Origin of the sequence: Lysinibacillus sp. BF-4 (genome assembly GCF_000743635.1) — a bacterium.
GTDB lineage: Bacteria > Bacillota > Bacilli > Bacillales_A > Planococcaceae > Metalysinibacillus > Metalysinibacillus saudimassiliensis.
In genome coordinates this window covers 38933-65735 of sequence record NZ_JPUW01000002.1, presented here as the reverse complement: position 1 = coordinate 65735, position 26803 = coordinate 38933, and the positions used below count along the sequence as shown (strand labels likewise).

The window sequence follows — 26803 nt, the reverse complement described above, 5'->3', positions numbered from 1 at the left end:
TGGTATGACAATTGTGCATGATACGAAGTACATACTAGCAGAGGCACTTTTACAAATCTGTACAGAAAAGCGGTTTAAAAAGGTGAGTATCTCAATGATTACAGCGCATTGCGCACTGAATCGACAAACTTTTTATTATCACTTTGCAGATAAGTACGAGCTGCTAGCTTTTACCTATGCGACCCATGCGTTAGCAGAGTTAGACGACTCTACTACGCTAGAAAATTGGGAGCAACATACAGCAAGCATGTTGGTAGCTATTAAAGAGGCGCGTGCTTTTTACCGTAACACAACATGCGATGAGGTTGCTGTATTAGCCGAAACCTTTTCGACAATTACAACACGCCTACTGCTAGAAATGTTTGAACGGTTAGATATCAATCATCAAATCGAAGGAAGCAACCGTGAATTTTATGCACGCTTTTTTTCGTATGGCTGTAGTGGTGTGTTAATTGATTGGATTTATAGTGATTTTAAGGAGTCACCAGAAGTAATTGCTGAAGGTTTGCACCGTTTAGCAAAAGATGTTGAGCTAATTGCATATCACCGCTATGTTTCGTTAGACAATTAATGATAAATGTCTAATAACTAGACAAATGTGCCAAAATGTCGAGTTAATTTTTCCATAAAAGTGGTTATAGTATAAGTAAGCAATTAACGACGGAGGGATTAATAATGGACAAGAAAAAAGTATTTGGTGCAGTAGCTTCAACGGTAGCAGTAGGAATGGCAGCAAAAAAAGTAGCAAATGTGGCAAAGGATGCCCGCGAGAAAAAAGTAGATGAAGAGATTGCTACACGTGATTATGGTGATGCGCAAGCTTATTTAATCGGCGGTGGTATCGCAACGCTTGCTTCAGCGGCTTACTTATTACGTGATGCTAACTTTAAAGGTGAAAACATTCATGTGATTGAAGCACTACCTATTTTAGGTGGTAGTAATGATGGTTCTGGTACAGCTTCAGAAGGTTTCTTATGTCGCGGTGGTCGTATGTTAAATGAAGAAACGTACGAAAACTTTTGGGATTTATTTGGCAGTATCCCATCACTTGAAATGCCGAACCAAAGTGTAACCGAAGAAATCTTGAACTTTGACCATTTACATCCAACACACGCACAAGCACGCCTTGTAGATAAAGAAGGCAATATTGTAGATGTTACAACAATGGGCTTTAGTAATAATGACCGTGCTCATTTAACAAAGTTAATGACAACAGACGAAACAACGCTTGATAATATGACCATTCAAGAATGGTTTGAACCAGCATTTTTTGAAACAAACTTTTGGTATATGTGGCAAACTACATTCGCTTTCCAAAAATGGAGCAGCTTGTTTGAGTTCCGCCGCTATATGAACCGTATGATTTTAGAGTTTAGTCGTATTAACACGCTTGAAGGTGTAACACGTACACGCTATAACCAATACGAAAGCCTAATCTTACCGCTTAAAAAATATTTAGAGTCGCAAGGGGTAGACTTTACCTTCAATGCAACTGTAACAGATATTGATTTTGCAGAAGGCGATAGTATTACGGCTACAGCACTGCATTTAGATAGTGGTAAAGTAATTGAGGTACGTGCACAAGATACTGTGATTATGACCAATGCCTGCATGACAGATAGTGCCACAGAGGGTGATTTAACTACAGCACCACAAGCACCAACGAAAAAACCATTGTCAGGTGAACTTTGGTACAAAGTAGCACAGAAAAAACCAGGTATGGGTAACCCAGAGCCATTCTTCGGTCATGAAGACGAAACAAACTGGCATAGCTTTACTGTAACTTGTAAGGGTGATGCCTTATTAAAACGCATTGAGCAATTTAGTGGCAATATCCCAGGTAGTGGCGCATTGATGACATTTAAAGACTCAAGCTGGTTAATGAGTAGTGTTGTAGCAGCACAACCACACTTTAAATCACAAGATCCTGACACAACAATTTTCTGGGGCTATGGCTTGTATCCAAGTGCAATTGGGGACTTTGTTAAAAAGCCAATGAAAGAGTGTACAGGGGAAGAACTACTATTTGAATATATTTCACACTTAGGTTGGCAAGATGATTGGGAAGAGATTAAGAAGGATGTAGTCAATGTTATTCCGTGCTATATGCCATACATTGATGCGCAGTTCCAACCGCGAGCGATGACTGACCGACCACAAGTTGTACCCGCAGGTAGTACAAACTTTGCGATGGTTAGCCAATTTGTCGAAATTCCTAAAGACATGGTATTTACAGAAGAATATTCTGTACGTGCAGCGCGTATTGCGGTGTATACTTTGTTTGATATTGACAAAGAGATCTGCCCAGTAACACCTTATAACCGCGACCCTAAAGTATTAATTAAAGCAGGACAAACATTATTCCGTTAATAAAAAAGTGAGTTGGAGAATTTCTCCAACTCACTTTTATTTTGTGTTACGAATAATGTGCAGTGCTTTATCTAGCATCATAGCATTTTTTTCTTCGATTTCGGCTTTACGCGGTATAGCTTCATAGAGCGGACTTGGATCTTGCCACGTAGTAATCAGTGGCACAGGTGCTTCAGGTTGCCAACGGTCAAGCCAATCTTTAGGTAATGCACCTGTTGGAAGCGGCTGATCTGTCATCTCCGTCCAAATCATTGACCAAGCGCGCGGTACAACACGCCAAATATCGTAGCCGCCACCACCTACAGCAATCCATTTGCCTCCACAATATTCATGTGCTAGCTTATGTGCTAACTTGGGGATTTCTTCATAAATGTTCATAGTGCCATATAAATGTGTAAGTGGGTCAAAGAAATGTGCATCAGCACCATTTTGTGTTAACACGACATCCGGTTTAAAAAATTCAAATACTTCACGCATGGCCTGTTCATAAATCGTGAGGAAGCTTTCATCCTCTGTAAAGGCATCAATGGGGAAGTTGAAGGATGTCCCGTAACCAGCCCCGCTACCACGTTCTGTAATATTGCCTGTGCCAGGAAATAAATAGCGACCCGTCTCATGAATCGATAGGGTACAAACATCCGGGTCATCGTAAAAACTCCATTGTACACCATCACCGTGGTGGGCATCAGTATCTACATAGAGTACACGTGCGCCGTATTTTTGTTGTAAATATTTAATGGCCACCGTACTATCATTGTAAATACAAAAACCGGAGGCACGACCTTGGAAGCCATGGTGTAGCCCACCGCCTAAATTAAGCGCATGTTCCGCATGACCTTGCATCACTGCGTCAACAGCAGTTAATGTACCACCAACAAGCTGTGCGCTAGCTTCGTGCATATTTTCGAAGATTGGTGTATCTTCTGTACCAATACCATAAGGCTCGCCTTGGTTTTCGCGGAGTTCGCCATGCCCAGCTTTTTTTACAATTTCAATATATTTTGCTTCATGTGCAAGAAGCAGCTCCTCGTCAGTTGCAATACGAGCAGGAATAATTGCTGTTTCATCTAATGCATTAATTTTACGTAATAAATCCATCGTTAACGTGAGTCGTTTATGATTGAAGGGATGCGTATCAGAAAATTTATAACCTAATTGCTCAGGTGAATAAACGAAAACAGCTTTTTTCATTTAAAACTCTACACCTGGGTATCGAGGTCCTAATACGTCATAGCCCTCTTTTAATAACGCTTCGATTAATTCAATCGGATTAACGGTTTGTACACGAATGGATAATACACGATGGTTTTCACTTAATTCGTCAGGGTAAACGAGTACGCTTTGCACATTCGTATTCGTATTTGCCATGATTTGTGTAATGCCTGCGAGTGTGCCAGGGACATCCTCGATGCGAATTTCAATTTTTGAGCCAGGTTGATGTGCGCCAGTTAGCTCCACATACGTATAAAGCAAATCGGTTGTAGTAACGATGCCTACAAGCTCGCCATTTGAAATAACAGGCAAGCAGCCAACCTTTGTATCGTAAAAAGTTAGTGCTAAGTCCTCAACCGTGTCGAGTGGATGAGCCATAATCGGATTTTTAATCATAAAGCGTTCGACCGCGACATCAAGCAAGTGCTCGCGTTCATCAGGCTCTAATGAAGAGGGCAGCGCCTCTTTTAAATCGCGTTGTGTCACAACACCAATCACTTCTCTATTAGTTGTAATAATGGGAATGTGACGAATTTTTTGTTCGCGCATAAGCGTCATAGCATCACGAATGGTGCTATCTTTAGTGAGCGTATACGGTGTAGCATTCATAATTTGTTCGACTAACATAACTACATCTCCCTTTGTGTAATAGTACTGCTAATACATAAAGCGGCTTGCGAAACGTAATTTATCAAAGCGCTCCATTGTATCTTGTTCAACACGCGCCCCTACGCGTGCCATTAAGCAGTTTGCGGGATGTGAGGTAATCTCAGGATCATCAGTTGCATAATACTCAAAGCCTTGAGAGCTCATCATCCTTTCCATCATTTTACGGTAGTCCCATACATTTAATCCAGTCCCTTTTAAATCCCAATGCCAATAATACTCAGTTGTCATAACTAAATAATCTTCCATTTCGTCACCCATAAAAGAAACTTCTAGTAGCGCTTTTCCTACACCAGTGCCGCGGTATTCTTTAACGACTTCTATAGCACCAAGCTCAATCATATTAGGGATGCGGTCTTCTGCCCAGCGCTCTTGAGGGTCAGGGTAAAGGTATGTCACATAGCCAACAATGACACTGCCATTCCGAATAATAATAATGCGTCCTTCGTCTAGTTTAGCGATGCCAATAATTGCTTCGTGCTGTTGTTTAGGAAGACGAAACGCTACAAGACCCTCATGGAACGTATAGTTAGCTAAATCCTCAGGGCTTACAGGACCCTCTACAATAACAGTACCATGTTCTGTTTCTTTTTCTATCGAATAAAACGTTTTTTTATGCTCCATTTTCAAACACCACCTGATTTTTATAAACTCATTATAACGGATATTATGCGAAAATACGCTATTTTTTGCGAAATATACATAAAGTTTTTAAAAAGTGTAAATTTTAAGATAATTGAAAGATGGTAGTGATAGAATAGTAAATATTCTGTTATATAACAAAGGGGGAAATGAATATGCAAGCAACAGAAAATGAAAAATTAAAAGCTAAGCTAGCTGATTATCAGATGAACGACTATGCCTCGACAGCAAAAACGCATCGTTGGGAAGATACAGAAAAGCAATTTAGCTGGTATAACACAGGTAATTTGAATATGGCATATGAAGCCATTGATCGTCATACCGAAACTTATCGCAAAAATAAAGTCGCGCTTTATTTTGACGATGGCAAGCGTAAAGAGGCGTACACCTTTAATGATATGAAAATGAAAACAAATCAAGTGGCAAATGTGCTACGTGCAAACACAACACTTGAAAAGGGTGACCGCCTGTTTATTTATATGCCGCGTTCGCCAGAGCTATATTTTACATTGCTAGGTGCATTAAAACTTGGTGTTATTGTAGGTCCGTTATTTGAAGCCTTTATGGAGGCTGCAGTATATGACCGCCTCGACGACAGTGATGCAAAAGTTTTAGTTACTACACCAGCGCTTTTGGCGCGTGTGCCGCTTGATAGGTTACCAAAAATCGAAACTGTTTTTCTTGTAGGGGATGACATTGAAGAAACAGCGACGACGAAAGATTTAACAAAGCAAATGGCGCAGGCTTCAAAACATTTTGATATTACGTGGGTCAATCGTGAAGACGGTATGATTTTACATTACACATCAGGCTCGACAGGTACACCAAAAGGCGTGCTACATGTGCACAATGCCATGCTGCAACAGTATCAATCTTCACAGTGGGTATTGGATTTGCGTGATGATGATATTTATTGGTGCACGGCTGACCCAGGTTGGGTAACAGGCACATCGTATGGTATTTTTGGGCCGTGGCTTAATGGCGTAACGATGCTCGTAGTTGGTGGGCGTTTTTCGCCGCAGGCATGGTACAGTGCATTGGATCAATATAATGTAACCGTTTGGTATAGTGCACCAACAGCATTTCGTATGCTAATGGGAGCAGGGCAAGGCTTATTAGAGCAATATGATTTATCATCGTTACGCCATGTATTATCAGTAGGCGAACCACTTAATCCTGAGGTAATACGCTGGGGTATCAATGAGCTCGGTCATCGCATTCATGATACATGGTGGATGACCGAGACAGGTGCGCATATGATTTGTAATTATCCTTCTATGGATATTAAGCCGGGTTCTATGGGCAAACCACTACCAGGTGTACATGCTACAATTGTTGATGACCAAGGCGAGCCAGTTAAGCCATATACGATGGGCAACTTAGCTATTCGTCGAGGCTGGCCAGCAATGATGCGTGCGATATGGGGCAATGAGGAGCGCTATGATTCCTACTTTTTAAAGGGAGAGTGGTATGTATCAGGGGACTCTGCGTATATGGATGAAGATGGTTACTTCTGGTTCCAGGGGCGTGTAGATGACGTTATTATGACTGCAGGAGAGCGCGTTGGGCCATTTGAAGTAGAAAGTAAATTGCTAGAGCATCCAGATGTATTAGAGGCAGGAGTAATTGGCAAGCCTGACCCTATCCGCGGTGAAATTATTAAAGCGTTTATTGCCTTGCGTGAGGGTGTAGCGCCAAGTGATGAATTAATTGAAGAAATCCGTACATTTGTAAAAACAGGCTTAGCTGCACATGCAGCACCTAGAGAGATTGAATTTAAAGATAAGCTACCTAAAACACGTAGTGGTAAAATTATGCGTCGCGTTTTAAAAGCGTGGGAACTCGACCTTCCTACAGGTGACTTATCTACAATGGAAGATTAAACATACAGCTTACTTGCATGAATATGCGAGTAAGCTTTTTTATTTAGACGATACTGAATTGTATAAAAATAAATAAAAATGCGGTTGACTTAATATTTATACAGACTTATACTAGGTTTAACACAATTCAGAGGTGAAGAAAATGAAAGTTGGAATTATTGGTGCAACAGGCTACGGCGGTATTGAACTGATTCGTTTCCTGCATAATCATAAAGAGATGGAAGAATTACACTTATTTACTTCATCCGAAGAAGGCGTGTCATTCTCACAAAAATTTGGTCACTTATCACATATTGTTGACCATAGCTTGCAAAAAATTGACAATGCAGCACTAGCGCAGCTAGATGTCGTGTTTACAAGTACACCAGCGGGTGTGGCAAGTAAGTTAATGCCTTCATTAATCGGAACAGGTCCAAAGTTAATTGATTTATCAGGGGACTTCCGGCTGAAGGACACAGCGTTATATGAGGCTTGGTATCACAAGCCAGCGGCAGATGCAGATGCAGTAGCTAAAAGTGTATATGGTTTAACTGAGTGGAATGAGCAGGCGGTAAAAGATGCAGCGCTTATTGCTAACCCAGGTTGCTACCCAACAGCTACCTTATTGTCAGTATTACCGTTAATTAAACATAAACTGATTGACCCAAGCTTCCTAATTGTAGATGCCAAAAGTGGTATCTCAGGTGCTGGCAATAAGCCATCACAAGGTACACATTATAGTGAAGCAAATGAAGGGTTTTCGATATATAAAGCAAATGAACACCAACACATACCAGAAATTGAGCAAGCAATTAAAAACTTTGCGGGCGTAGATACAACAATTACATTTAACACACACCTTGTGCCGATGACGCGTGGTATTTTAACAACGTCCTATGCACCAGTGATGCCAAATGTTACAGAACAACAACTATATGAGTGCCTACAAGCAACTTATCAAAACCATCCTTTTGTGCGTGTATTAAAGGATGCAAATGCAATTAGTACAGGACGTGTAAAGGGCTCTAACTACTGCGATATGTTTGTCAAGGTTGATCCACGTACCAACCGCGCGACTATCGTAAGTGTAATTGACAACTTAGTAAAGGGTGCGGCAGGTCAGGCGATCCAAAATATGAACGTACAATTTGGTTTTGACCAAATGACTGGCTTAGATGTTGTACCATTATTTATTTAAACAAGCGCCTCGCGTTATGCGAGGTGCTTACCTATTCTAGGAGGAATTTTTATGACAATGACAAAATTATCAACTAAAAATCTTGTATCACCTAAAGGATTTAAAGCAGCAGGCTTACACTGCGGGCTTAAACATAAGAAAAAAGATTTAGCGATGTTAGTGAGTGATGTACCTGCAAGTGTGGCTGGTGTATTTACGACAAACGCGATTCAAGCAGCACCACTTGGTGTAACAAAAAAAGTAGTATACGAAACAAAGCAAATGCAGGCCCTAATTGTCAACTCTGGCAATGCTAATGCATGCACAGGCAAGCAAGGTAAACGAGATGCAGAGGAAATGCAACAATTAGCTGCAGCTAAAGTGGGTATTGACGCTAATTTAGTAGGTGTATTTTCGACAGGTGTCATTGGTGAGATTATGAATATGCCACCTGTACGTGAAGGGGTTAAACAATTAGAGGTTAAAGACTCACTAGAAAGCGCGATTGACTTTGCTCAAGCGATTTTAACAACAGATACTGTAATGAAAAACACAGCTTATGCCACAGTAGTTGACGGCAAAGAAGTTATTATTGCTGGTACAGCTAAGGGTTCTGGGATGATTGAGCCAAATATGGCAACGATGTTAGGCTTTATTACAACAGATGCAGCTATTTCTTCAGAGGTGCTACAACAAACGCTATCTTCATTAACAGATGTTACGTTTAATGCGATTACAGTAGATGGTGATACCTCAACAAATGACTCGGTCGTTATTATGGCAAATGGCTTAGCAGGCAATGAACCACTAACTCCTGCACATAAAGATTGGGATAATTTTTATAAAACATTACAAGTTGTGGCAGAAGATTTAGCGAAGATGATTGCTAAAGATGGTGAAGGTGCTACAAAGTTAATCGAAGTTACAGTAGAGAGCGCATTAACGGATGAGGAAGCACGTAAAGTAGCTAAGACAGTTGTAGGTTCTCCACTAGTTAAAACAGCTGTGTTTGGTGCAGATGCTAACTGGGGACGTGTGATTGCGGCAGTAGGCTATAGTGGTGCGAGTGTAGATCCTGAAAAAATCGGTATCAAAATTGGTGGTAAGCAATTAGTAGAAGACGGGGAGCCTGTACCATTCTCTGAAGAAGAGTTAATGCAAATTTTAAAACAGCATGAAGTAAAAATCGACGTTTCTTTAGGGCAAGGTCAAGGAAGCGGTTTAGCATGGGGGTGCGACTTAACATATGACTATGTACAAATCAACGCCTCATACCGCTCGTAAACGCATGGTGATTAAGCTTGGAGGCAGTACGCTAGAGGGCTTAACACCAGCATTTTTTACTAACTTTAAAAAACTACAGCAAACGTATGATTTAATTATTACACATGGCGGAGGACCAGCGATTAATCGTACACTTGAAGCGCAAAATATTACCTCTTATACCGTTGGTGGCATTCGTGTTACTAGCGAGGCGGCAATTGATGTGGTGCAGTCAACATTGATTGGTTTAGTAAACCCAGCGCTTGTACATGAGCTCACGACAGCAGGTATTACTGCAATTGGCTTGAACGGCTTCGATAGTAATTTAGTACTGTCTACTTTCTTAGATGAAGCCACATATGGTTTTGTTGGTGAGGTAGCTTCAATTAATACGGCGTTACTTAATCAGCTTATTGCAGCGGGGATTGTTCCTGTAATTGCTTGTGTGGGCGTTACTGCTGATGGGCAGGCGCTTAATATTAATGGTGACACAGTAGCTAGTGAGGTTGCGCTTGCAGTAGAAGCAGAGAGCCTATTATTAGTAACGGATGTAGATGGCATTCGTATTGAGGATGTTTACCAAGATGAGGTAACGCCTACTCATATCGCTCAATGGATTGAGCAAGAGCATATTTATGGTGGGATGATACCAAAGGTACAAGGAGCGTTAGCATGCTTACATGCGGGCATTCCGACGGTACAAATTGTAGGTGCTGCATTAACAGGCACTGTAATTAAAAGTGAGGGACAATAAATGACAGTATTATTTAATAACTATGGACGTCGATCTGTACATTTAGTAAAGGGTAAAGGCACAGAGGTATGGGATGATAAGGGCAAGCGTTATTTAGATTTTACGAGCGGTATTGCAGTGTTAAGCCTAGGCCATGCCAATTCTTTGCTAAACGAAGCGCTACAACAACAAAGCGAAAAATTATGGCACGTCTCTAATTTATTTGAAAGCCCAGAGCAAGAGCAATTGGGTGCGTCTTTAGTAAAAGATACACATTTAGCACATGCTTTATTTTGTAATAGTGGTGCTGAAGCAAATGAAGCGGCAATCAAATTAGCGCGCAAACATACAGGTAAGCATCATATCATTACCTTCGAAAAATCTTTCCATGGTCGAACGTATGCTACTATGGCAGCGACAGGTCAAGAGAAAGTGAAACAAGGCTTTGGCCCATTAGTCGAAAAATTTACGACTGTACCGTTTAATGATGTAGCAGCATTAAAGGCAGTTGCAGATGCCTCAGTAGGTGCGATTATGCTTGAGGTCATTCAAGGCGAGGGTGGTGTAAATGCTGCAACACCTGCATTTATCCAAGCAATTAATGAAGTGAGTGCTGAACATGGTATTTTAGTGATTGTGGATGAGGTACAAACAGGGATTGCGCGTACAGGTAAACGCTATGCATTTGAGCATACTGCACTTAAGCCAGATATTGTATCATTAGCAAAAGGGCTAGGCGGCGGTTTCCCTATAGGTGCTATTTTAGCGCAACCGGCCTTATACGATACATTAGGGCCAGGCTCGCATGGTACAACATTTGGTGGTAACCCATTAGCAGTAGCTGTAGCGCAAAAAGTAATTGATACGGTATTTGAGCAGGAGTTCCTTGAGCAAGTGCAAGCGTTATCAGCTTATGCAAAGGACCAGCTCAGTAAAAAGCTACCACAATTTAAAGTTGTAGGAGAGGGTTTACTACTCGGACTAGATTGTGGAGAGCCAGTCGCAGCAGATTATGTGAAAAAAGCTGAGGCGGCAGGTTTGCTAGTTGTGCAAGCAGGTACGGATGTTATTCGTCTAGTACCACCATTAACAGTAACAAAAGCAGAGATTGATGAAGCAATCAGCATATTACAAGAACTATAAAAAAGCGCAATTACTCGATTGGGAGTAATTGCGCTTTTTATTATTCTGTTGGATCCTCCGCAGGTTCAGCAGGTTGCTCTGGTTCAGGTTCTGCTGGTTGAGAAGGTTGTTCCTCAGGTTCCGCAGGCTCATTTTCTGTCGGTTGTTCAGGAGCTGTTGGTTGCTGTACTGGTGGTGGTGCTGCCGGTGCAGCAGTTGCTGTGTTTGAAGCACCAGAAGACAGTCCTTCAATATCAACAGCTACTACAATATAAGCACCGCCTGCGCCTACAGTTATACTGTAAGGACCGGCTTCTGGTATGGAAGCAACAAGCGATTGCCCACCGCCAGATACATTATAAATACGGTAACCTACAACATCGTTAGATGCGGAGCGTGACCAACTTAACGTATTACCACTAATCGAAGCGCTTGGTGCAGCTGGTGCTACCCCGTTTACAGGGAAGCTAACGGCAGCGCCACCACTTGCGAGTGTTGAACCTTTTGGTACAAGACGACTTGGGTCGCCACCTAAAGGTCCAAGCATACGACGAACGAACTCAGGGTTTAAGCCTCCGCCACTACGACGTACAAATTCACCTGGTGTATTAGCGAGAGCTGTATAATAAGTGCCATTAATGAGCACAACAGCTGAGCTTGACATACTGTCATCCGCTTTAGAAGGTAAAAATACCTTGGCATTAAATAAATCTGAACGAACAAGACCAGCATTTGCGCAAGCATTTGATGGAGCCATGCCTGACATACCACAGAATGAAGCATAAATTACGTTTTGCGGTTTCACAAAGCCTTGCTTAGGTGCTGCCCAATCAGGGTGTGTATCATATACACCGTTCATAAGTGTTGCCCATAAAAGGTTAATACGTTTACTTGGTTGCATATACGTATTATTGAATGTATAAAGCGAACGCGGTTGGTCATAACCCATCCAAACACCTAGTGTTACAGCGGAGTTATACCCAACAAACCAAACATCTTTATATTCTTCAGATGTACCTGTTTTACCAGAGAATTGATAGCCAAATTTTAAATTTTGCTTAGCACTTTGTCCTGTACCATTGTTTAATACATCACGCATCATATCTGTCATAATGTAGGCAGTTTCAGGACTAAATACAGGTTCGGCTACTGATTCATGTTGGTAAACAACATTACCTGTAGGGTCTTCGATTTTTTCGATAATATAAGACTCTACATATTGACCACCGTTTGCAAATGTTGCAAAGGCGTTAGTGTTTTCTTCAACAGTCGTACCATACTTTAAACCACCAATACCAGTTGCTAAGTTTTCACGGTCTTCTGCAGTAATTTTAGAGAAGCCCATTTTTTCTAAAAACGAGGCAGGGCGTTGATCTAAAATACTATAGTAAAGACGTAGTGCTGATAAGTTAAGTGATTGTGCTAATGCTTCACGCGCAGGTACAAGTCCAGCTTCATAACTAGAAGTGTAGTTGCCTGGTGTATAGCCGCGTAAATTAAATTTCACATCGACAAGTGGGCTACCTGCACCGATTTTACCGTACTCAATCGCTGGACCGTATACGAGTAGAGGTTTCATAGTAGAGCCATTTGAGCGATACGCTTGTGTTGCGTGGTTTAGCTCTTCGATAGCAAAGTCGCGTCCACCAACAAAACTTAAAATACGACCTGTTTTATTTTCAATCAGTACACTACCTGTTTGTACAGGTTGTTGAAGTTCAACATCTTCACCTGATTGTGGGTCTTTAACGGTTTGTGAATAAGTTTGCCCGTAGTATTGATAGTCCTTAGTAATTTTTTGCATAGCATCATACATATCTTTTTTGACAGTTGAATGTATGCGGTAACCTTTAGAGCGAATTTCGCGGTCTGCAAGAAGCATATACTTATCACGTAAATTTTCTTCTTCTTTTAAGCGAGCAGGGTCAATTTGGTCCTGTTCGGCTAGCATACCAGCAACAACCTCTTTCGCACGGCGTTCAATTTCGTACGTTAACCAAGGATATACGTCTTCAGGACGTTGTTGTGGTGTTGTAAAATCTTTTGTAATATCATAAGCCAGCGCTTTTTTATGTTCTTCCTTTGTAATGTAACCTGTTTCTAGCATGCGATTTAATACTGTTTTCATACGTGCTAGTCCATCAGCTAAATACTCTTCACTTTTAACCGTACCTAAGTTAGTAAATGGGGTAAAGGTGAAGGGATTTTGCGGGATGCCAGACAAAAAGGCAGCCTGCTCTAATGTAAGGTCTGCGGCATTAACGCCGAAAACACCTTGAGCTGCTGTTTCAATTCCGGCGATATTACGGCCAGAGGCGTTACGTCCATAGGGAATGACGTTTAAATAAGCTTCTAAAATTTCTTCTTTTGTCATAAAGTGTTCAAGACGCATGGCTAGTAAGATTTCCTTTGCCTTACGCTCATATGATACTTCATTCGTTAAAATTTGGTTTTTAACGAGTTGCTGTGTCAACGTTGAGCCACCTGTTTGGTTAGCAGAGTTTAAAACATCTTGTAACACACCACGAATTAATGCTTTAGGTACAATACCATCATGCTCGCGGAAGTATTCGTCCTCAGTAGCAAGTACGGCATTAACAACGAAGGGTGATACCTTATCAATAGAAGTTTCGCGACGGTCTAAATCGGTACGGATATTACCGATATAAATATTGTCTGCGAAATACATTTCACTCGTTTCTTCATAATTGAAGACAAGATCGCGCATCTCTTTTTCGGTGCGTAATGGCTCTTTACTTACTAGTGATGCAAAATAACCGGCGCCTACAGAAAAAGCAAAAACGCCACCTACAATAGCCATAACAAGTAATAATAAAGCAAGATTCCAAGTAATTGCACTCGAAATACGGACTTTAGCCATCCACGGTTTTTCAAAAAGTTGTTCGATGCGATTGTTGACTTTAGCAATCCAATCTTTCACTTCATCGACCTCCTATAAATCTTGTCCATTATAGCATAATAAAATATTTACGAATATATTTATTGACAATGAAATAAAAATCGGTAAAATAGCTAGTATAGTTTTATACAATTTTTGCAAAGATTGATTTGCAGTAGTTTTTATACTCCCTGTTTGAGAGAGTTGGCGGTCGCTGTGAGCTAACCATAGTATAAAAATGAATTACGTATCAGGAGCAAAAACGTGCCACGCCGCGTTATGGTGAATGAAGTGGAAGAGCAATCTTCAAGCTGGGTGGTACCGCGTTTATACATAAACGTCCCTGCATGCATATTTTATGCATGCAGGGCTTTTTTTATCTGCACGTAAAACTTAGGAGGAAACTACAATGACAAACGAATTAATTCAAGATTTAGAATGGCGCGGGCTGTTATACCAACAAACGGATGCAGCAGGCATGGAAAAATTATTAAGCGAAGAAAAAATTTCATTATACTGTGGCGTTGACCCAACAGCAGACTCAATGCACATTGGTCATATTGTACCTTTACTAACACTACGTCGTTTTCAAATGCACGGACACAAGCCTGTACTATTAGTAGGCGGAGCAACAGGTATGGTTGGTGACCCATCAGGTCGTTCAGAGGAGCGCCAATTACAAACTACTGCTCAAGTAGATCAAAACGTACAAGGTATTAAAAAACAATTAGAAATGATTTTTGATTTTGATGCAGCAAGTGATAATGCAGCAAAATTAGTGAATAATAAAGATTGGATTGGCAAGTTAACATTAATTGACTTCCTACGTGATTACGGTAAATTATTAAGCGTTAACTACATGTTAGCAAAAGACAATGTAGCATCACGCCTAGACCAAGGGATTTCATTTACAGAGTTCTCTTACATGTTAATGCAAGCAGCAGACTTCGTGCATTTATATGATAATCATGGCGTACGTATGCAAATCGGTGGCTCGGATCAATGGGGTAACATCACAACAGGTTTAGAAGTATTACGTCGTACACATGACGAAGAAACAAAAGCTTACGGCTTCACAATCCCACTTGTGACAAAAGCGGATGGTACAAAATTCGGTAAAACAGCTGGTGGTGCAGTTTGGTTAGATGCGAAGAAAACATCACCATATGAGTTTTACCAATTCTGGATTAACGCAGCGGATAGCGATGTTGTCAAATACTTAAAAATCTTTACCTTCCTAAGCCGTGAAGAAATCGAAGCATTAGCTGTTTCTGTTGAGGAAGAGCCGCATTTACGTAAAGCACAAAAAGCGTTAGCGCAAGCTATGACAAGCTTAGTGCATGGTGAAGCAGCACTTGAGCAGGCGGAGCGTATTACACAAGCTTTATTCTCAGGCGATTTAAAAGCACTTTCAGTAGAAGAAATGCGCGATGCATTTAAAGGTGTACCAACAGCTGAAATGGCAAAAGAAGATAAAAATATCGTGGACTTTATTGTAGAAGCGGGTATTTCTTCTTCAAAACGTCAAGCACGTGAAGATGTGACGAACGGTGCAATTTCAATTAATGGTGACCGCGTACAAGATTTAGACTTTGTAGTAGACGCATCTGTACGTTTAGACGATGCCTTTACCATTGCACGTCGTGGTAAAAAGAAATATACAATGGTTACATTTAACTAATCCTAAAACGCCGACTTTTAACGAAGTCGGCGTTTTGCGTTATACTAGAGCTATGACAGACAAAGGGAGTGGTAATATGCACTATATTAAAAAAGAAAATGCCATCTATGCGATGGACAAGTACAATGTACCAGTTTGTAAAGTAAATAGTGGGGAGACCATTACATTTGAAGCGTACGATTGCTTTACTAATCAGTTAACGGATGCCTCGTCTTTTACTGCACTCGACTGGGATAAAATCAACCCTGCAACAGGACCAATTTATGTTACTGATACAGAGCCAGGTGACATTTTAGCTGTTCATATTAAAGAGCTAGCGATTGGTGATACCGTAACAATGGTGACGGGACCTAATATGGGGGTACTAGGCGATGAGTTAACAGATACAACATTTAAACGCCTTGCAATAGAAGATAATCATATTCAATTTACAGAAGCTATTAAAATTCCTTTAAATAAAATGATTGGTGTTATCGGTACTGCACCAGCAGGAGAGGCAATCTCTTGCGGCACGCCTGATGCACACGGGGGCAATATGGATTGTAAGGACATTACCGAAGGAACCACATTATACTTACCAGTCAATGTTGATGGAGCCTTACTTGCTATGGGCGATTGTCATGCGGCAATGGGGGATGGTGAGGTATCCGTTTGTGGTGGCGAAGTACCTTGTGAGATTACAGTAACCATTGAGGTTATTAAAGGTGAACAATGGCCGACACCGTTTTACATTAAGGACGGGGAACTTAATACACTGTCTTCACAAAAAACGTTAGACGCAGCAAGTATAGAAGCTACAAAGCATATGGTAGACTTTGTCGTACGTTACAGTGATTTAACTAAGGGAGAGGCGGCGCATTTATTATCTCTTGTGGGTAACTTGCGTATTTGCCAAGTTGTTGATCCTAATAAAACAGTACGTATGGCGTTACCGCTCAGTTACTTACCTAAATGGTAAAAAAATCCTCCAGCCATAAAGGTTGGAGGATTTTTGTTGTTGCACTATGCAACGAAATGCTATTAACGAGAGTAGTACTCTACGATGTAAGCTTCGTTGATTTGGCCGTCTAGCTCAGAACGTTCTGGCATACGGTTGAAAGTAGCAACTTTAGTATCAGCATCGAAAGTGATGTATTCTGGTACGAAGTTGTTAACTTCTAAAGCTTCGTTAACAGCAGTAAGGTTTTGTGATTTTTCGCGTAGAGAAATCGTTTGACCTACTTTAACGCTGTATGAAGGAATGTCAAGACGTTTGCCATCAACCATGATATGACCATGGTTAACTAATTGGCGAGCACCACGACGAGTACGAGCTAAGCCCATACGGTATACAAGGTTGTCAAGGCGAGTTTCAAGAAGAATCATGAAGTTTTCACCGTGTTTACCTTGCATTTTGCCAGCTTTGTTGAAAACTGTACGGAATTGGCGTTCGTTTACACCATACATGTGGCGTAATTTTTGTTTTTCTTGTAATTGTAAAGCGTACTCAGATAATTTCTTACGTTGAGTTGGGCCGTGTTGACCTGGCGCGTAAGGACGCTTTTCGATTTCTTTACCTGTACCGCTTAATGAAATACCAAGGCGGCGTGAAAGTTTCCATGATGGACCTGTATAACGAGACATAATTGTGTCTCCTCCTTTAAAGTTGGTTTTTGTTGTAAAACAAACCAGATGTATCTAGAGCACTAATTATTTTGTTTTCATGCATCTTCACCCATGCAGCCGACGTAAAGGTTACGCGATGCACCATCTATTACGTATAATAGAGGAACAAACTAAAAAAAGTACGCATACAACTGCTGCACTATTTTACACATAGTGTATCTTAACGTTATTATGTAGAGAAGTCAACTGCAAAGTAAGTACTAAACTATTGGCATGGAAATTAGCCTATTAGGTCTAATTACTAATTCTATAGAAGAAATACATTGAAATATCATGAAAATGCGGTAAAATTGTGTATAAAGATATAATAAGTAATAGTCAAAATGTCACGATTGGGTTATACTATAACAACGAAGTGAAAATCGAAGGATTGGAAATAAAGGTGATACGATGTCAAATCATGAACAAAAACTTAAAGATATTAAATCAGACTTGCTTGGTTTAATTACAGATGCTGAACTAGAATTTAATGACTTTAATAAGTATGTGCGCGTCTTAGATCCCTGCTTTAATAAGCACTTCGCTATCACCAACAGTGTTTTCTTGAAGTGTGAATCAGAAATTTTACTACCTGTAAAAAAAGATCCACAAGATAACAGCATCCAAGACGCTATTTCCTGGGCAATGATTGAGCCCTACTTTTTTCAAAATAAAGTAGTAAGAAAGCCTGTCCTTTTAGAAGGGTATAAAAAATACGAAAACATGACAGATGCGATATTGTTGCAACGCCTTAACGAAAAGCCTGTAGGAGTGTTACTCATTGAATCTACAGCTGAGTGGCAAGCCTTTTTGTTAACGCCAAGCTTCGAACAGTTCCTCTTATTATTAACGGATCTTATGTATAAAGTGGATCGTATTACAAATGAAAAAACAAATGAAGAGCATTACCGAAAGTTATTTAAGATTACGGATTTATTTCATTCGACAATGGATGTTGATATTATCCTCGAAAATATGCTCGTGACATTACAAAAACAAATCCCTCATTTAAATGTTAATTTGATTTTATCAAATGATCAAGATCGAGAGCTTACTTTAAATGTGAAACTATTTGATTATACGTCTGAGCGTGCTTCCACCATCGAAGCTTTTGTATCAGGTGAATTAACCTTTGAGCAAGCTGCAGACTTAAAGTGTCGTATGTTAAATGCGCCTATTAAAGGACGTCAGGCTATTTACGGTATCCTACAAATCTCAGGTCCTGAGAACTATGTATTTTCGGGTAAAGAAAAAGATTTTATTAGAATGCTAGCAGATGCTTGTGGTAATGCACTCGAAAATGCCAAGTTACACCGCCAATCCAATCGCTTAATTAGTGATTTACAATTAATTAATGAAACATCCCATCGACTTAACATGAAGATGGACATAGATGAAATGTTTGTTTACTTAAAGTCCCAGCTACAAAAATCATTTCAACCTCAAGAAATTTGCTTTATGTTTAAAGAGCGGGGGCAATTGAAATTAAAAGAGGCATCGGCATTCTTTTTTAAAGATGCCGCGCGCATTTATACAACATATATCCAAGATCGCTTTGAAACTACAAAGGATCCTGTATTCATTGCTGATTTCAGTAGACAGGTAAATCAACCTGTAATCTACAACTCTATGATGGCAATTCCTATTTTAATAGAAGAGAAAATTCATGGTTATTGTGTTGTACTTCACCGTGACTCCTACTTCTTTCCGTTTGATAGTTTTAAATTAATGCAATCACTTATCCATCATTCTTCTTTAGCGATGGCAAATACCATTTTGCAAAACCAGTTACAAGAGATGGTAGACCGCGATCATTTAACAAAGCTTTATGCACGAAGTTATTTAGATAAATATGTAGAGCAAGCGTTAGATGACTATGCAAAAGGTATGTTCTTTTTAATTGATATTGATAATTTTAAACGCATCAACGACACGCACGGGCATCAAATTGGTGATGAAGTATTAGTGCAAATTTCGAAACAACTAACAGCGATGGTAGGTGAGCAAGGGATTTGTGCTCGCTGGGGTGGGGAAGAACTTGCGGTTTGTATTCCAAATGTAAGTGTAGCCTATGCAAAAGAAGTAGCAGCTAAATTTGTTGAAGTAATGCCTAAAATTACTAAGCCCCAGGTGACAATTTCAGCAGGTTTAATTACTTGGAATACGGATGAACAGCCTATATTTAAATCAATATTTTCACAAGCAGATGACGCTTTATACCAGGCTAAAAACAGCGGTAAAAATCGTTTCGTCGTTTATGGAGAATAATGAAATAAGCAACTGCTAAAAGGGATATGAATTCCTTAAAGCAGTTGCTTATTTATATTGGTTTATAGTGCTTGTTCAAGTAAGCGGATAATATTCTCAAGCCCTTGCTTGTCTTGTTCTGTAAAACGAGCAGTAACAGGACTATCGATATCTAACACGCCAATAACCTCACCATCTCTATGAAGAGGAATTACAATCTCAGAACGAGACGCGGCGTCGCAAGCGATATGACCTGGGAATTGATGGACATCTTCTACTACGAATGTTTTATCCTTAGCAGCGCTACTACCACAAACACCGCTACCGAGTGGGATGCGTACACAAGCAGGTAACCCTTGGAAAGGCCCTAATACAAGTTCATCACCTTCGCGTAAATAAAAGCCTACCCAGTTTACGGTATGTAAAAATTGATTAAGTAGTGCAGATGTATTGCTAAGATTAGCAATCATGTTTGTTTCGCCTGCTAATAAAGCGCCTAGCTGTTGTTGTAGTGATGCGTACTGTGTTTCAAGTTCGCCGTTATAAGTTGTTGGTTTAAACATTATAGTAACTCCTTTATTGTGTCATATTGTTGATGCAACCCTTTAATGGTATGTGCATCTGAGCCAAATACAAGAGGGATACCTAACGATTTAGCATATGTAATCATTGGATAGGGAGGGTAAGGCTCTAAGCAAAACTCTTTTACTAAGCCAGCACTATTTACATCCAACTCATAATTATGTGTATGCATTGTGCGTAAAACTTGCTGAATCATAGCTGTATCATTTATGTTTTCCTTATGGGCTAATTGAAATTTATGCACAAGGGTAGGGTGGCCAATGCGCTTTGGTTTATAAGGTCCTAAATCAGCTACTATAGATTTTTCAACTGTGTTGTAATAATGTTCATAAACGCGTGTTGTGCTACCAAGTTGCGTAGCAAACGCCATAAAAACTTCTGGTGAATAATCAATGCAAACATAACGGCTTTGGTCGCGTAAAAAGTGGACAGAAAGTATAGCATCATCAAGGTGTTCGCCGTATTGATTTAAAAAATGCGTTGTTTGTTGCTCAAACCCTTCGATAAAATCTACCTCTAAACCACAAAGGATTGAAATATCTTTTGCGTATTGATGTTTAACTTTAGCGATAGACGTGAAATAAGCTTCTAGTAGGGCAAAATCCATACCGCTATCCTTTAATGGTGTAGGGTCGATAAAAGAGTCGGGCAGGGGCGCATGTTCTGTAAAGGAAATTTCTTTAAAACCTGAAGAAATTGCTTTTTCAATATAACCTTCTAGGGCATCTGTCGACCCATGTGGGCAAAATGGCGTATGAATGTGTTTGTCTTGTCTCATACTAGGAACACAACCTTCCATAAATTATTCGAATTCTACAAAAAAGCCTACAAATTAACGTATGTTAGTATATAATGTATACTAAACTAATTGTATATTAAAATTTTGAAGTATGAAAGCGTAAACGAAATAACAGGAACTACACTAGGAGGCTTACGATGCAGTATATCATCATTCCAATTGTCATACTACTCGTTATCATAATCGTATTATTACAACAGCAAAGAAAACACCGAAAAATCATGGAAGTGCTAGAACAACAGCGTCGAGAAATGCAGAATAAACCTATCAACGAGGAGTTAACGAAAGTTAAAGCATTAAACATGAATGGTCAAACCGAGGAAATGTTTGATCGCTGGCGTGGTATGAATGATGAGATTAAGGGTGAGTATGTTGAGGTAATTAATGAATTACTTCAAGATATTGAAGATAATATTCGTGGTTTTAAATTTAAAAAGGCTACGATCTTAGAAGAAGAAATTAAAGGATATTTGAAAACAGCTAGCCAAACACAAGATAAAATTGTGGCAGAGTTAAATGAGCTAATTGGCAGCGAAGAAAAAAACCGCATTGAAATTGAAGAATTAAATGAAAAATATAAAGCGGCACGTAAAACATTACTTGCTCACCAACATGCTTTTGGCGATGCATTACCGGCGCTTGAAGAGCGTTTAGAGGCCTTTACACCACAAAGTGAGCAATTTAAAGAGCTTACTGACAATGGTAATTATTTAGAGGCGAGGGAGTTAGTGGAGCAGTTGCAACGAGAGGCAGAAAACTTTTTGCAACTCATTCAAGATATACCTACACTATTAACAGACGTACAAACTAATATCCCTTCATCATTAGCAGAAATCCGTGGAGGCTATGCTGAAATGGAAGGGCAGGGCTACTATCTTCGTCATTTGGAGCTACTAGATGCATTTGAGCAAGTTGATGAAGAAATTACTGTGCTAAAAAAAGATATGAAAAATTTAGAGTTAGATACGATTCGACAACGTATTGAGGATTTAAATGAAACAATTGACTACTTTTATGATGTATTAGAAAACGAGGTAATGGCTAAGCAGTATTTAGATAAACATTGCGATAGTATGTTTGGTAAGATTACAAAATTACAACAAAGTTTGCGCCACACGATTACAGAAGCGGAGTATGTGCAAGAGAGCTACCATTTATCTGAGGAAGATGCTGATGTGCCAAGAGAATGTCTGCGTCAGTTAGACTTACTTCAAAAGCGTTATGACTTAGTAGCTATGCAAGTACGTGAGGGCAAATCTGCTTACTCAAGTCTACGTGATGAGCTAGAAACAATTGATTTAGCAGTAGGAAAAATAATGAATATCCATGAAGAATTCTCGCGACGTATGAAAAATTTACGCGTAGATGAGGAAGACGCGCGTAAGCGTTTAGTTGTCATTGAACGTACCTTGCAAAATACAGAGCGTATGCTTAATAAAGCCAATATTCCTGGTGTACCTGCCCAGTTACAAGTAGAGCTTGAAGGCGTAGCTGAATTAATTTATGTTGTGCATGAAGGCTTGCGTCAAGTGCCCCTTGATATGAATGATGTAGGTCAAAAAGTTGAAGAAACTGAACAGGCTATGGCTAATGTATCTGAGGCTTCTCAACAATTAGTTGAGGATGTTTTAGCAATTGAGCGTATTATTCAATATGGTAACCGTTATCGCGCTACAAACCAGCAACTTGATGAGCGCTTGACTGAAGCGGAACGAGCATTTGTCAATGCGCAATATACAAAGGCACTTGAAGAAGCGGGAGCTGCGGTAGAAGAAGCAGAACCAGGTGCATTAGAAAAGGTACAACAAATGGTAGAGGCCGATTTGCGAGAGCTCTAATATTAACGGTGTACGTTGACCATGAAAAGCGTTATAATGATTGAGGCTATCCAAATCGGGTAGCCTTTTTCTTGTTAAATTTTGTGAAGGAATGATACCATGATTTATTTTGATAATAGTGCAACAACAAAACCTTTTCACGATGTGCTACAAGCCTTCGTAAAAATAAACGAGCAGTACTATGCAAACCCTGCATCGATTCATGAAGCAGGTGTAGAAGCAAATGCTTTACTGTCACGTGCACGCGAGCAAGTTGCGACCATTTTGCGAACAGAGCCAGCGCATACAATTTTTACATCTGGGGGTACAGAATCAAACAACCTTGCGATATTCGGTTTAGCAAAGAGTAATGAGCATATTGGGAAACATATTATTACAACAGCAATCGAACACCCTTCTGTATTAGAAGCTATGAAAGTGCTGGAGGAACAAGGCTATAGCATTACTTATTTGCCTGTGAATGCAAGTGGTGAAGTAACGACAACTTCTATACAACAAGCTTTGCGTAAAGATACGGTGTTAGTAAGTATAATGCATGTAAATAATGAAATAGGTGCTGTGCAACCACTTGCAGAAATCGCAAAAATTGTGCATGAGCAAAGTCGTGCGCATTTTCATGTAGATGCCGTACAAAGTTTTGGTAAATTGCCTATTTATTTTAACGGTGAGGCTGGGCCTGATTGTATTACTATTTCCGGTCATAAAATTCATGGCTTAAAGGGCACAGGCTTATTAGCATTTCGCAAGCGTCCATTAATAACCCCTCATATCGTGGGAGGCGGACAGGAGTTTGGCATTCGTAGTGGTACAGTAGCTGTAGCCCAAAATGTTGTACTTGCTAAAGCAATGCGATTAGCATTTGATGAGCAAGAAATACACTTTGCTAAGTATGTAAAATGGCGCCATCAGCTTGTGGCAATGCTACTTGAATTACCAGATGTCAAAGTAGTATCCACTAAGCAAGGTGCACCTCATATTATTACGTTTGCTGTCAAAGAGCTACGTGGCGAAATTTTAATTAATGCATTGCAAGGTAAAGGGCTAATTGTTTCGACATCAAGTGCCTGTTCATCTAAGCAACAGCAAACTAGTCATGTGTTAGAAGCAATTAAGTTAGATCCACGTTATAAAAAGGGTGTTGTGCGCATGAGTTTAGGTGCGCTTACTACCGATCAAGAGGTAACAGAGGCTGCGCGTATTTTACGTACAGTAATTACACAATTAAAAGGAGCATCATTATGATTTGGAAAGAAATTTTAATTCGTTACGGTGAACTATCAACAAAAGGTAAAAATAAAATGGACTTTATTCGTCGCTTGCGCGAAAATATTCGTTACTCAACAGCTGATTTAGGGCATTTAACAATTCGTACAGAGCATGACCGTATGTTTATTGCGTTAGATAATGAGGAAATGAAGGATGAGCTTGTAGAGCGTCTTAAGCATGTATTTGGTATTCAATCATTTAGCCCAGTAGCTGCGTGCGAAAAAGATATTGAAGTAATGAAGCAACTAGCGAAAGATGTTATGAAGCAATACGAAAATGAAACGTACACATTTAAAGTAGAAGTAAAGCGTACGGATAAAAAATTCCCGTTAGAGTCACATGCTATTCAACGTGTAATTGGCGCAACGGTATTAAGCACTTACCAAAACCTAAAAGTACAAATGCGCAAACCGCAAATCGAAATGCGTATCGAAGTACGTATGGATGCGGTTTATATTATGGCGCAAGTTATCCAAGGTGCTGGTGGTATGCCAATCGGTTCAAATGGCCGCTCTGTACTTATGCTGTCGGGTGGTATTGATAGCCCAGTTGCTGGCTACCTTATGATGAAGCGCGGCGTACGTTTAGATGCTGTACACTTCTTTAGCCCACCGTATACAAGTGATAACTCATTAGAAAAAGTAAAGGATTTAGCGAAGGAATTAACAAAGTTCGGCGCGAAAGTACGTCTACATGTTATTCCCTTTACGGAAATCCAACTGCAAATTAAAGAAGATGTGCCTGAAAATATGTCAATGACAGCAACGCGTCGTATGATGTTACGTGCTGTTGATAAAGTACGCGAGGATATTAATGCCTTAGCTATCGTAACAGGGGAGAGTTTGGGACAAGTAGCAAGCCAAACTTTAGACAGTTTAACAGCGATTAATGATGTGACAAATACACCAATCCTGCGTCCACTTATCGCATATGATAAACTAGATATTATTAACATTGCCGAAAAAATTGGCACATATGAGACATCAATTCGTCCGTATGAGGATTGCTGTACAATCTTTACGCCAGCAAATCCAAAAACAAAACCAAAGGTAGAAAAGGTTGCACACTACGAGGAGCGTACAAATTACGAGGAATTAATTGAGCGCGCAGTGACAAATCGTGAGGTTTATGTGTACCCTGAAAAGAAAAAGGCAGAGGATAAATTTGCTGACTTATTATAAGGAGGAGTTAAGATGAATCCAAAAAGATGGACTGCACTCGTTATTGCATTAGTGCTCTTTGCGGTATCGATTGGGGTTAACACGGTCATTATAGCGTTAAAATCTTCGGCTACTGCAACAGCGGATCAAATTATTGAGGAGCAATCAACTAGTGTGCCAACAAAGGTGATGCAACCAGGTAATGCGAAAGAGAAAATTGCTTATTTACAAGTAGATGGCACTATTCAAAATGTAGAAACAGGTGCATTTGCTGTAGGTTATAATCACAAAAACTTTTTAGCGCAACTTGATGCTGTCAAAAGTGATAAGACAATCAAAGGCGTTGTATTATACGTTAACTCACCAGGTGGTGGCGTTATCGAATCTGCTGAAATCCGTAAAAAGTTAATTGAGATGAAGGAAGCGCGTGACATTCCGGTTTATGTAACAATGGGAGCAATGGCGGCATCAGGTGGTTATTATATTTCTGCACCTGCTGACAAAATCTTTGCAATGCAAGAAACCATTACAGGCTCAATTGGTGTCATTATGCAAACAATTAATTACCAAGAGTTAGCTAAAAAAATTGGCGTACGCTATGAAAATTTCCAATCAGGTGAGCATAAGGATATGTTAAGCCCAATGCGTCAAGTAACGCCTGAAGAGCGTGCCATGATGCAGGAAATGATTAATGAATCTTACGAAACTTTCGTTGATATTATTGAAGAAGGTCGTGGCATGAAAGAGGCAGACGTGAAAGAAGTAGCGGATGGTCGTATTATGAGTGGTACGCAAGCAATTAAAGCAGGATTAGTAGACGAAATCGCTGACCGTGATCAAGTGATTGAAGCTATGCGAAAAGATTTTGATTTAGCTGATGCTCAAGTGATTGAGTACCAAGACCCATCAACAAACTGGCGTTCACTACTAGGTTTAAAAACGGCTAATTTCTTTGGCCCATCGCTAGAAGAACGCTTTATGATGAAGATGTTAACAAATCACAATACACCACAAATGATGTACTTATATGGTGATAACTAAGGAGGGGCTAGCATGACACACGAAACAGACATGTCATATATCGAAACTCCCGTAATAAAGATGGATGTGTACGAAGTAAAAGCAGCAGGCTTTTGGATACGCTTCTTTGCCTTTATTATGGATTCACTCCTTGTTGTCGCATTAACCGGGCTGTTAGTTAACCCCTTGTTTTATTTATTTGGGATATCCTTTGACGACAAGCTATGGTATGCACCGATTGTTGTAGCGTCAGCAGTAGTGTATTATGGTTATTTTATTATCATGACACTATTCTTTCAGCAGACACTTAGCAAGATGATATTTGGCTTGCGCGTGGTGAAAATAAATGGCGAAAAGCCAAAATTACTTGATATCATATTCCGTGAATGGATTGGTCGCTTTATTAGTAATTTTATTATTTTGCTGTATATTTTTGTAGCTATTTTGCCAAAGCATCAAGGCTTGCATGATTATTTTGCTGATACGTATGTAGTGCATGAAGGTGTTTACGTTAAACTTACACAAAGTTAAACAACAGAAGCTACGCAAATTAGCGTAGCTTCTTTTTTATGCTTTCCAAATTTCCGTGCGTAGTGCGAGTCAAAGACGAGTGGTATATG

Annotated in this window: 22 protein-coding genes; 15 read left to right on the top strand and 7 right to left on the bottom strand. The window is 39.9% G+C overall.

Annotated elements, in window-relative coordinates:
• Nucleotides 1–4 precede the first annotated feature (4 nt).
• Complete coding sequence (locus CH76_RS02495) at nucleotides 5–571, top strand: TetR/AcrR family transcriptional regulator (RefSeq protein WP_036142477.1); 567 nt, start codon at nucleotides 5–7, stop codon at nucleotides 569–571.
• 104 nt (nucleotides 572–675) lie between these two features.
• Entirely contained in the window at nucleotides 676–2370 is a 1695-nt protein-coding gene (locus tag CH76_RS02490) for an oleate hydratase (protein WP_036142474.1), read from the top strand.
• 36 nt (nucleotides 2371–2406) lie between these two features.
• Here CH76_RS02490 and CH76_RS02485 read toward each other — a convergent pair whose 3' ends face one another.
• Genes CH76_RS02485 through CH76_RS02475 form a run of 3 tightly spaced genes read right to left on the bottom strand, consistent with a single transcriptional unit; the run spans nucleotide 2407 to nucleotide 4872 of the window.
• On the bottom strand, nucleotides 2407–3561 hold the full coding sequence (locus CH76_RS02485) for an acetoin utilization protein AcuC (RefSeq protein ID WP_036142472.1): 1155 nt from the start codon (nucleotides 3559–3561) through the stop codon (nucleotides 2407–2409).
• On the bottom strand, nucleotides 3562–4209 hold the full coding sequence (locus tag CH76_RS02480; RefSeq protein WP_036142469.1) for a CBS and ACT domain-containing protein: 648 nt from the start codon (nucleotides 4207–4209) through the stop codon (nucleotides 3562–3564).
• A 30-nt stretch (nucleotides 4210–4239) separates the two neighbouring features.
• Nucleotides 4240–4872, bottom strand: coding sequence for a GNAT family N-acetyltransferase (locus CH76_RS02475; protein ID WP_036142465.1), 633 nt, complete (start codon nucleotides 4870–4872; stop codon nucleotides 4240–4242).
• A 173-nt stretch (nucleotides 4873–5045) separates the two neighbouring features.
• Here CH76_RS02475 and acsA point away from each other — a divergent pair, with 173 nt between their 5' ends.
• From acsA to CH76_RS02450, 5 genes are all read left to right on the top strand, one after another.
• Nucleotides 5046–6773 carry an acetate--CoA ligase gene (acsA, locus tag CH76_RS02470; RefSeq protein ID WP_036142462.1) on the top strand — a complete coding sequence of 576 codons (1728 nt, stop codon included), beginning with the start codon at nucleotides 5046–5048 and terminating at the stop codon, nucleotides 6771–6773.
• Between the two features lie 142 nt (nucleotides 6774–6915).
• Nucleotides 6916–7950, top strand: coding sequence for an N-acetyl-gamma-glutamyl-phosphate reductase (argC, locus tag CH76_RS02465; protein WP_036142460.1), 1035 nt, complete (start codon nucleotides 6916–6918; stop codon nucleotides 7948–7950).
• Nucleotides 7951–8001: 51 nt separating this feature from the next.
• The gene (gene argJ / locus CH76_RS02460; RefSeq protein WP_036142457.1) at nucleotides 8002–9213 is read left to right on the top strand and encodes a bifunctional glutamate N-acetyltransferase/amino-acid acetyltransferase ArgJ; all 1212 of its coding nucleotides are present in this window, start codon (nucleotides 8002–8004) and stop codon (nucleotides 9211–9213) included.
• Nucleotides 9176–9946, top strand: a complete 771-nt coding sequence (argB, locus tag CH76_RS02455; RefSeq protein ID WP_036142455.1) for an acetylglutamate kinase — start codon at nucleotides 9176–9178, stop codon at nucleotides 9944–9946. Before argJ ends, argB begins: the two co-directional genes overlap by 38 nt.
• Complete coding sequence (locus CH76_RS02450; RefSeq protein ID WP_036142452.1) at nucleotides 9947–11068, top strand: acetylornithine transaminase; 1122 nt, start codon at nucleotides 9947–9949, stop codon at nucleotides 11066–11068.
• A gap of 40 nt (nucleotides 11069–11108) precedes the next feature.
• On the opposite strand, the gene CH76_RS02445 is transcribed toward CH76_RS02450, so the two are convergent.
• A complete protein-coding gene (locus CH76_RS02445; RefSeq protein WP_036142450.1) occupies nucleotides 11109–13988 on the bottom strand; it encodes a transglycosylase domain-containing protein in 2880 nt (959 codons plus the stop codon).
• Nucleotides 13989–14355: 367 nt separating this feature from the next.
• Here CH76_RS02445 and tyrS point away from each other — a divergent pair, with 367 nt between their 5' ends.
• Both tyrS and CH76_RS02435 read left to right on the top strand, forming a co-directional pair.
• Nucleotides 14356–15627, top strand: coding sequence for a tyrosine--tRNA ligase (gene tyrS / locus CH76_RS02440; RefSeq protein WP_036142447.1), 1272 nt, complete (start codon nucleotides 14356–14358; stop codon nucleotides 15625–15627).
• 76 nt (nucleotides 15628–15703) lie between these two features.
• Nucleotides 15704–16585, top strand: coding sequence for an acetamidase/formamidase family protein (locus tag CH76_RS02435; RefSeq protein ID WP_036142444.1), 882 nt, complete (start codon nucleotides 15704–15706; stop codon nucleotides 16583–16585).
• A 62-nt stretch (nucleotides 16586–16647) separates the two neighbouring features.
• On the opposite strand, the gene rpsD is transcribed toward CH76_RS02435, so the two are convergent.
• Entirely contained in the window at nucleotides 16648–17250 is a 603-nt protein-coding gene (rpsD, locus tag CH76_RS02430; protein WP_036142440.1) for a 30S ribosomal protein S4, read from the bottom strand.
• A gap of 432 nt (nucleotides 17251–17682) precedes the next feature.
• Here rpsD and CH76_RS02425 point away from each other — a divergent pair, with 432 nt between their 5' ends.
• Nucleotides 17683–19539 carry a GGDEF domain-containing protein gene (locus CH76_RS02425; RefSeq protein ID WP_036142438.1) on the top strand — a complete coding sequence of 619 codons (1857 nt, stop codon included), beginning with the start codon at nucleotides 17683–17685 and terminating at the stop codon, nucleotides 19537–19539.
• Nucleotides 19540–19601: 62 nt separating this feature from the next.
• Here the strand turns inward: CH76_RS02425 and CH76_RS02420 are convergent, their stop codons facing one another.
• Together CH76_RS02420 and hisJ are read right to left on the bottom strand one after the other, a co-directional pair.
• Nucleotides 19602–20081, bottom strand: a complete 480-nt coding sequence (locus tag CH76_RS02420; protein WP_036142435.1) for a GAF domain-containing protein — start codon at nucleotides 20079–20081, stop codon at nucleotides 19602–19604.
• Entirely contained in the window at nucleotides 20081–20878 is a 798-nt protein-coding gene (gene hisJ / locus CH76_RS02415) for a histidinol-phosphatase HisJ (RefSeq protein ID WP_036142431.1), read from the bottom strand. Before hisJ ends, CH76_RS02420 begins: the two co-directional genes overlap by 1 nt.
• A gap of 158 nt (nucleotides 20879–21036) precedes the next feature.
• Here hisJ and CH76_RS02410 point away from each other — a divergent pair, with 158 nt between their 5' ends.
• From CH76_RS02410 to CH76_RS02390, 5 genes are all read left to right on the top strand, one after another.
• Nucleotides 21037–22737 (top strand): septation ring formation regulator EzrA, encoded by a 1701-nt coding sequence (locus CH76_RS02410; protein ID WP_036142428.1) that lies wholly within the window; start codon nucleotides 21037–21039, stop codon nucleotides 22735–22737.
• A gap of 99 nt (nucleotides 22738–22836) precedes the next feature.
• The gene (locus CH76_RS02405) at nucleotides 22837–23979 is read left to right on the top strand and encodes a cysteine desulfurase family protein (RefSeq protein WP_036142425.1); all 1143 of its coding nucleotides are present in this window, start codon (nucleotides 22837–22839) and stop codon (nucleotides 23977–23979) included.
• A complete protein-coding gene (gene thiI / locus CH76_RS02400; RefSeq protein ID WP_036142422.1) occupies nucleotides 23976–25184 on the top strand; it encodes a tRNA uracil 4-sulfurtransferase ThiI in 1209 nt (402 codons plus the stop codon). Before CH76_RS02405 ends, thiI begins: the two co-directional genes overlap by 4 nt.
• Before the next feature lie 12 nt (nucleotides 25185–25196).
• Nucleotides 25197–26204 (top strand): signal peptide peptidase SppA, encoded by a 1008-nt coding sequence (gene sppA / locus CH76_RS02395; protein WP_036142419.1) that lies wholly within the window; start codon nucleotides 25197–25199, stop codon nucleotides 26202–26204.
• 12 nt (nucleotides 26205–26216) lie between these two features.
• A complete protein-coding gene (locus tag CH76_RS02390; protein WP_051910161.1) occupies nucleotides 26217–26714 on the top strand; it encodes an RDD family protein in 498 nt (165 codons plus the stop codon).
• Nucleotides 26715–26803 lie beyond the last annotated feature (89 nt).

Bases quoted from the DNA above. Each gene is read 5' to 3' on its own strand.
- CH76_RS02480 (WP_036142469.1), bottom strand. From the start codon at position 4,209: ATGTTAGTCGAACAAATTATGAATGCTACACCGTATACGCTCACTAAA.
- CH76_RS02405 (WP_036142425.1), top strand. From the start codon at position 22,837: ATGATTTATTTTGATAATAGTGCAACAACAAAACCTTTTCACGATGTG.
- CH76_RS02410 (WP_036142428.1), top strand. From the start codon at position 21,037: ATGCAGTATATCATCATTCCAATTGTCATACTACTCGTTATCATAATC.
- argJ (WP_036142457.1), top strand. From the start codon at position 8,002: ATGACAATGACAAAATTATCAACTAAAAATCTTGTATCACCTAAAGGA.
- acsA (WP_036142462.1), top strand. From the start codon at position 5,046: ATGCAAGCAACAGAAAATGAAAAATTAAAAGCTAAGCTAGCTGATTAT.
- CH76_RS02485 (WP_036142472.1), bottom strand. From the start codon at position 3,561: ATGAAAAAAGCTGTTTTCGTTTATTCACCTGAGCAATTAGGTTATAAA.
- CH76_RS02495 (WP_036142477.1), top strand. From the start codon at position 5: ATGACAATTGTGCATGATACGAAGTACATACTAGCAGAGGCACTTTTA.
- CH76_RS02435 (WP_036142444.1), top strand. From the start codon at position 15,704: ATGCACTATATTAAAAAAGAAAATGCCATCTATGCGATGGACAAGTAC.
- CH76_RS02450 (WP_036142452.1), top strand. From the start codon at position 9,947: ATGACAGTATTATTTAATAACTATGGACGTCGATCTGTACATTTAGTA.
- thiI (WP_036142422.1), top strand. From the start codon at position 23,976: ATGATTTGGAAAGAAATTTTAATTCGTTACGGTGAACTATCAACAAAA.
- argB (WP_036142455.1), top strand. From the start codon at position 9,176: ATGACTATGTACAAATCAACGCCTCATACCGCTCGTAAACGCATGGTG.
- CH76_RS02420 (WP_036142435.1), bottom strand. From the start codon at position 20,081: ATGTTTAAACCAACAACTTATAACGGCGAACTTGAAACACAGTACGCA.
- hisJ (WP_036142431.1), bottom strand. From the start codon at position 20,878: ATGAGACAAGACAAACACATTCATACGCCATTTTGCCCACATGGGTCG.
- tyrS (WP_036142447.1), top strand. From the start codon at position 14,356: ATGACAAACGAATTAATTCAAGATTTAGAATGGCGCGGGCTGTTATAC.
- CH76_RS02475 (WP_036142465.1), bottom strand. From the start codon at position 4,872: ATGGAGCATAAAAAAACGTTTTATTCGATAGAAAAAGAAACAGAACAT.
- argC (WP_036142460.1), top strand. From the start codon at position 6,916: ATGAAAGTTGGAATTATTGGTGCAACAGGCTACGGCGGTATTGAACTG.
- CH76_RS02490 (WP_036142474.1), top strand. From the start codon at position 676: ATGGACAAGAAAAAAGTATTTGGTGCAGTAGCTTCAACGGTAGCAGTA.
- CH76_RS02390 (WP_051910161.1), top strand. From the start codon at position 26,217: ATGACACACGAAACAGACATGTCATATATCGAAACTCCCGTAATAAAG.
- rpsD (WP_036142440.1), bottom strand. From the start codon at position 17,250: ATGTCTCGTTATACAGGTCCATCATGGAAACTTTCACGCCGCCTTGGT.
- CH76_RS02425 (WP_036142438.1), top strand. From the start codon at position 17,683: ATGTCAAATCATGAACAAAAACTTAAAGATATTAAATCAGACTTGCTT.
- sppA (WP_036142419.1), top strand. From the start codon at position 25,197: ATGAATCCAAAAAGATGGACTGCACTCGTTATTGCATTAGTGCTCTTT.